The organism is bacterium (assembly GCA_020440705.1).
Lineage (GTDB): Bacteria > Krumholzibacteriota > Krumholzibacteriia > LZORAL124-64-63 > LZORAL124-64-63 > JAGRNP01.
Genome location: JAGRNP010000189.1, coordinates 1 through 4,837 on the forward strand (window position 1 = coordinate 1; position 4,837 = coordinate 4,837).

Genomic DNA, 4,837 nt, shown 5'->3' on the forward strand with positions numbered 1-4,837 from the left:
GCGGGCTGGCGGGTACCGGCTGGCGGGTGGTGCAGGCGCGCGACCGGGCCGCCTGCCTGGCCGCGGCCGTGGTCGCAGGGGCCGCACCGCGGGTCGTGCTGCTCGAGGACGGCCACCAGACGGCCGGCGTCGGGCGGCATCTCGACGCACTGATCCTCGACCGCTGGCAGGTGGCTCCGGGGCCGGACGGCCCGGAGGTGGTGCCGGGGACGGGCCCCGTCTTTCCGTTCGGGCCGTGGCGCGAAGGCGCGGTCGGGGCCGCGCGGGCCGGACTGTGGCTCGTCGAGTCGGGCGACGAGGTGCCGGTGCGGGGCCGCGGCGGCGCGCAGGTGCTGGGCTTCCGGCGCGTGGGCCGGCTGGTGACGGTGGGCGAGAACGCGCACTTGCCCGCGCGGCCCGTGCTGGTTTCGGGCATCGCCCGGCCGGAGCGCTTCGAGGCCGAGGCCACGGGGCTGTTGTCCGCCGCGCCCGTGCTGGCGGTGCGCCTGGAGGACCACGCGTCCTACGGCGCCGACGTGCGGGCGCGCATCGTCGCGGCCGTGCGCGAGGCGGGAGGCGACGGCGTGGTGACCACGGCCAAGGACTGGGTGAAGCTGGCGGGCGGCTGGCCGGCCGACCTGGCGGCGGCGGTGGTCGACCTCGAGCTCGTCTGGGGGAACGACCAGACGCCCGCCGACGTGGTCGGCGGGCGCCTCGTCTGAACGCGGTCGACCGGGGCGGTTCCTACTCGGAAACGAGGTAGAGGAACTGCACGGTGGTGCCGACCGTGAGCTGCACCTCGTGCTCGCTGCTCGACTCGTGCCCGTAGAAGGTGACCATCAGGTCGGCCGTGAACGGGCTGCCGGGGAACCAGGCCTCGGCCTTCATGGACAGGTTGCCCACCAGGACCGAAGACTCGATCTCGTCGTAGACCGGAATGGCCACGGACAGGGCGCCGCGCTCGACGTTGTAGTCGGTCAGGGCGGCCGGAGCGTCCGGGCCCGGGACCCAGGTCAGGTCGTAGGCCGTGACGATGAACTTGCTGTACGGGCCGTACTGCTCGATCTCCATCGTGTCGTTCAGGGGGCGGGCCGAGAACAGGACCTCGAGGGTTTCGATGGGCACGTAGTCGTCGGTCGGGTCGGTGCCGGTGCCGGCGTCGCTCAGGGCGGCCACGACCAGCGGCGAACCGCCGTTGACCAGGTCGGCTTCGGCCACCAGGCGCTGGCGCTCGCTGTTGTCGGTGCTGCAGCCGGTCAGGGCGAACAGGCCCAGCATCAGGGCCAGCAGAATCATGAGGGATCGGGCATTCACTTTGGTTCCTCCCGGTGGACTCGACGTCCCGTGGATTGTTCGTTTCCCAAAACCAGGAATCTTTTCGACTGATCTCCACGGCGCTTTAGATTAAATTATGATCCATGGTTACCAAGATCGGGGCCAAACGTGGCGCCCCGGTTCACCCGGTCCCCTGGTGGTCCAAGATGTCGCGAAATTCCTCGGATTCCGTCACCAGCCGCTATCTCGTGGTGGGCACCGGGATCGCCGGCTTGCAATTCGCCCTGCTGGCCGCGGAAAACGGCACCGTGCAGGTGGTCACGAAGAAGGAGAGCCGGGAGAGCAACACCAACTACGCCCAGGGGGGCATCGCGGCGGCCGTGAGCCCGCTGGACGACTTCGAATCCCACATCGAGGACACCCTGGTGGCCGGCGACGGCCTCTGCGACGAGGCCACGGTCAGGCGCATGGTGGAGGCCGGTCCGGCCCTGATCGACCGCCTCGTGTCCTACGGCGTGCCCTTCAGCCGCGACGGCGGCGAGTGGGCCCTGGGCCGGGAAGGCGGGCACTCGCGGCGGCGGGTGCTGCACTGCCAGGACCTGACGGGACGCGAGATCGAGACGCACCTGCTCGAAGCCGCGGCCGCCCATCCGCACATCACGCTGCACGAGGACCACATGGGGCTCGAACTGCTGCGGGGCGAGGAGGTCGGCCTGACGGGCGACGCCGCCGCGCGCGTGGTGGGGGCCCGGGTCCTGGACCGCCGCACCCTCGTGCGCCGCACCTACCTGGCCGACGTGGTCGTGTTGGCCACGGGGGGCTGCGGCAAGGTCTACAGCTACACGAGCAATCCGGACATCGCCACGGGCGACGGCCTGGCCATGGCCTTCCGCGCCGGCGCCCTGGTGAAGAACCTCGAGTTCGTCCAGTTCCATCCCACCTGCCTGTATCATCCCGAGGCCAAGAGCTTCCTCATCAGCGAGGCGGTGCGGGGCGAGGGCGCCGTGCTCATCAACGAACGCGGCGAGCGCTTCATGGCGCGCTACCACCACCAGGCCGATCTGGCCCCGCGCGACATCGTGGCGCGCAGCATCGACCAGGAGATGAAGCTCAGCGGCAGCCCGTGCGCCTTCCTCGACCTGCGGCACCTGGACCGGGCCGCGGTCGAGGCGCGCTTCCCGCATCTGGTGAAGACCTGTGCCCGCTTCGGCATCGACATGGCCGGCCAGCCGGTGCCCGTGGTGCCGGCGGCCCACTACATGTGCGGCGGCGTGGCCACCGACGGCGACGCGCGCACGAGCCTGCCGGGCCTGTACGCCATCGGCGAGGTGGCCTGCACGGGCATCCACGGGGCCAACCGGCTCGCGAGCAACAGCCTGCTCGAGGCGGTGTACTTCGCCAGCCGCGCGGCCGAGCGCGGGCGCGACGAACCGCGCCTCTTCGGCGGCGACGCGCCGGAGGTGAAGCTGCCCGGCGACCGCGGCGACGACCGTCCCCGGGGCAGCGGAGCCGTCGTGCTCGAGCACGACTGGGACCTGGTGCGCCGCGTGATGTGGGACTACGTGGGCATCGTGCGCGACCGCGGGCGGCTCGACATCGCCCTGCGGCGGGTGCGCACCATCCGGCAGACGGTGGAGGACCTGCACCGGCACGAGGAGGCGAATCCGGACGTGGTGGAGCTGCGCAACATCGCCCTGCTGGCCGAACTGATCGTCCTCTGCGCCCGCAGCCGGCACGAGAGCCGGGGCCTGCACTCGACCACCGACCACCCCCTGAAGAGCGACGTCGTGGCCGACACCGAGCTGCGCCGGGGCGTGCCCCTGGACGGGGAGACCTGCTCCGAGCCGGTGGGCGGGGCAGGCGCATGACCGATCCCGCTGGCGGGCCCTGGTTCGCGACGGCCTTCGGTGCCCACTACCCGCTGCTGTATCGCCACCGCGATGCGGACGAGGCGGCGCGCGCGGTCGCGCTGCTGCCGACCCTGGCGCCGCTGCACGAGCCGATCCTCGATCTGGGCTGCGGGGACGGCCGGCATCTGGCCCTGCTGGCGCCCCAGCGCCGGACCCTCGGGCTCGACCTGTCGCCGCATCTCCTGGCTGCGGCGACCGCCCGCCCGGACGGGGCCCCGGCGCCCCTGGTGCGCGGCGACATGCGGTGCCTGCCCCTGGCCGCGGGCAGCTGCGGCACCGTGCTGAGCCTCTTCACCGCCTTCGGCTACTTCGGACCGCCGGCGGCCCACGCCGCGGTGGTCGCCGGCATCGCGCGTGTGCTCGCGCCGGGCGGGCACTGGTTTCTCGACTACTTTGACGGGGAGGCCGTGCAGGCGGAACTGGGTGACGGCGCCCCGCACGGCCGGGAGCGCGAACTGGGCCCCGTGCGGGTCGTCGAAGTGCGACGCTACGTGGCCGCCACGCGCCAGGTGGTCAAGGACGTGCGCCTGGAGGCGCGTCCCGGGCACGAGGACGCCGCCCGGGCGTGGGGCGTCGGGCCCGCCGGGCTGGCCTACGCCGAGGAGGTGGCCGTGTTCACGAGAGCCGAACTGGACGACCTGGCCCGCGCTGCGGGACTCGCGCCCGCCGCCGCGGCCGGCGACTACGACGGGCGGCCGCTCGGCGCCGGCAGCCGCTGGATCCTCGTCTACCGGCAACCGGAACGGACAGCCCGATGACCCGCGACCCCCGCCCACCGGCCGGGCCGTTGCGGGTCCAGGCTTGCGGCCCCCTGGCGGGGATCGTGCCGCCGGGCCACCTTTTCGGGGCGTGGCTGCAGCGGGAAGCCGTGCCCGGCCTCCCGACGGCGGCCGCCGAACTCGCGCGCCTCGCCGACGCGCCGACCGATGTTACGGCCCCGGTCTGGGCCATTCCCCACGTGGCCGCCCAGGCGGAAGGCGCCTCCGCCGCCGCTGGGCCGGCGGTGGTCGTCACGGGCCAGCAGCCGGGCTTCCTCGGCGGCCCCCTGCTGACCCTGCACAAGATCGCGACCGCCGTCGCTCTCGCCGCCCGGGAGTCGGCGGCCGGACGGGCCACCGTACCGGTGTTCTGGTCCGGCGACGCCGACGACGACCTGGCCGAGGCCCTCGCGCCGGTGGGCTGGGACAACCGGGGGGAACTGCGCGGGGCGACGTCCCGCGGACTCCTGCGGCGCCCGGAATCGGCGCGGGCCATCCTCGCCAGGTGCGGACCGGAGGTGTGGTCCGCCGGCTGGGAGGCGGCGCTGCCGGACGGGCCGGGGCAGCAGCTCGCCCGGACGCCCCTGCAGCACGGGGGGGCGTGGGGGCCGGTCCAGGCCGCGTTGATCCGACGACTCTTCGCCGGCTTCCCGCTGGTCGTGGTCCGGGGCGACGATCCGGCGCTGCACGAGGCGGCGGGGCCGTTGTACGCGGAGCTCCTGCGTCGCCGCGCGGAATTGGCGTCGCTCGCGCGGGAACGGGGCGCAGCCCTGGCGGCCGCCGGGTTCCACGCCCAGATCGGCGGACGCTCCCTGGCCCGCCCGCTCTTCCGGGCGCCGGGCAGCCGCCGCGAAGCCCTGGCGGCGGGCGACACGGCGCCGGCGGCGGACCTGCGCCCCGGCGTGCTCCTGCGCA

The 4,837-nt window shown here is 73.9% G+C and carries 5 protein-coding genes; 4 read left to right on the forward strand and 1 reads right to left on the reverse strand.

What is annotated here, in order from left to right:
- On the forward strand, window positions 1–701 hold a 701-nt coding region (locus KDM41_17220), incomplete at its 5' end, for a tetraacyldisaccharide 4'-kinase (GenBank protein MCB1185163.1).
- A gap of 22 nt (window positions 702–723) precedes the next feature.
- On the opposite strand, the gene KDM41_17225 is transcribed toward KDM41_17220, so the two are convergent.
- The gene (locus KDM41_17225) at window positions 724–1,293 is read right to left on the reverse strand and encodes a hypothetical protein (protein ID MCB1185164.1); all 570 of its coding nucleotides are present in this window, start codon (window positions 1,291–1,293) and stop codon (window positions 724–726) included.
- Window positions 1,294–1,460: 167 nt separating this feature from the next.
- On the opposite strand from KDM41_17225, the gene nadB reads away from it, so the two are divergent.
- The 3 genes from nadB to bshC all read left to right on the forward strand — a co-directional run.
- Window positions 1,461–3,122, forward strand: coding sequence for an L-aspartate oxidase (nadB, locus tag KDM41_17230; protein MCB1185165.1), 1,662 nt, complete (start codon window positions 1,461–1,463; stop codon window positions 3,120–3,122).
- The gene (locus KDM41_17235) at window positions 3,119–3,922 is read left to right on the forward strand and encodes a class I SAM-dependent methyltransferase (GenBank protein ID MCB1185166.1); all 804 of its coding nucleotides are present in this window, start codon (window positions 3,119–3,121) and stop codon (window positions 3,920–3,922) included. The genes nadB and KDM41_17235 overlap by 4 nt, the downstream gene beginning before the upstream one ends.
- On the forward strand, window positions 3,919–4,837 hold a 919-nt coding region (bshC, locus tag KDM41_17240; GenBank protein MCB1185167.1), incomplete at its 3' end, for a bacillithiol biosynthesis BshC. The genes KDM41_17235 and bshC, both read left to right, overlap by 4 nt.